Annotated in this window: 2 protein-coding genes; both read right to left on the bottom strand. The window is 78.9% G+C overall.

The genetic code is table 11. From position 1 onward, the window contains the following. A partial coding sequence (locus ESO89_RS18310; RefSeq protein ID WP_164932846.1) for an adenosylcobinamide-GDP ribazoletransferase occupies nucleotides 1-660 on the bottom strand: 660 nt, incomplete at its 3' end. After that, on the bottom strand, nucleotides 651-1311 hold a 661-nt coding region (locus ESO89_RS18305; protein WP_241686295.1), incomplete at its 5' end, for a cobalamin biosynthesis protein. The genes ESO89_RS18305 and ESO89_RS18310, both read right to left, overlap by 10 nt.

Raw genomic sequence — 1311 nt, 5'->3', positions numbered from 1 at the left:
GAGCGCGGCGAACACCGCCGCGACCCCCGGCAGGAGCCGCGGCCACGCGAGCAGCGCGGCGGGCGCCGCCAGCGCGAGGGCCGGAAGTGCCGCCCGAGGCGACGACTCGCCGGTCAGCGCGGAACCGAGCCCCTCGTGGGGCGCGTCGCCGACGCAGACGAGCGTCGCGGTCGCGGCCTTCGCGCCGACCTCGGCGGCGACGACGGTCCCGAGCGCGGCGAGGAGTGCTTCTTCGCCCCCGCCCCCCGCCGTCACCACGACCTCGACCAGCCCGAGCGCGGCGGTCGCCAGCCCGAGCACGACCACGGCGAGCGCGACCGTCCCGCCGACGCCGAGCTTCGAGTCCTTCAGCGCGCGCCGGCGCTCCTCTCGGTCGCCGTGGACGACCGCGGCGTCGCCGAGGTCGGCCACGCCGTCGAGGTGGCCGATCCCGGTGACCGCGTAGACGGCGACCACGAACGCGAGCGCGACCGTGGGGGCGGGGACCGACGCGGGGGGCGCGGCGAGCAGCATCGGGGTAGCGACGAGCCCGCCGACGAGGTACCCGACGACCGGGAACGTCCACGGCGAGCGCGCGAACGCACCCCACGCCGCCTCGTCGCGCCCGACCGGGACCCGGGTGAGGAAGCCGATCGCTCCCCGGAGCGCGGTCAGGACCATCCGACCACCCCCGCGGGAGTCGAGAGCCATCCCTCCGCCGCCAGCCCCCCGACCTCCGCCAGCCCCCCGACCTCCGTCAGCCACCTGACCGCCGCCAGCCACCCGACCTCCGTCAGCCACCCCACCGCCGCCAGCCACCCGACCGCCGCCAGCCACCCCGCCGCGAGGGCGAGCGCGACCCCGCCCGCGACGCCGACGAGCCGGACCGCCCGCTCCGCGTCGGCGACGCTCGGCGGACTCGCGTCCGGGTTGAGGACGTAGTGGCCGTGTTTCTCCAGTCGGGCGTCGAGCGCGGCCGCGGCGGTCGCCATCGGCCACCCGGAGTTCGGCGACCCCGGTTCGTCGGCCCACGACGCGGCCCGGCGAAGGGTCCCGACCGATCCGACCGGCCCGGCCGCGACCGCCAGACAGCCCGCGGTCGCGCGGGCCGGGAGGAACATCACGGCGTCGTCGAGGCGCGCGCTCGCCCACCCGACCGGCTTCGAGCGGTAGCCGAGCATCGAGTCGAGCGTGTTGACGGCCTTGACCCAGCCCGCGCCGGCGACTCCCGCGGCGAGCGGGAGGGCGGCTCCGGAGCCGCCGACCGCGACCCCGGCCGTCGGGCCGGCCCCGCCCGCCGCCCCCAGCGCGGCTCCGACCGTCGGGCCGACC

Origin of the sequence: Halorubrum amylolyticum (assembly GCF_004114995.1) — an archaeon.
In the GTDB taxonomy this organism is placed as follows: domain Archaea; phylum Halobacteriota; class Halobacteria; order Halobacteriales; family Haloferacaceae; genus Halorubrum; species Halorubrum amylolyticum.
The sequence above is the reverse complement of the archived record's forward strand: the minus strand, read 5'-3'. Positions and strand labels throughout refer to the sequence as shown.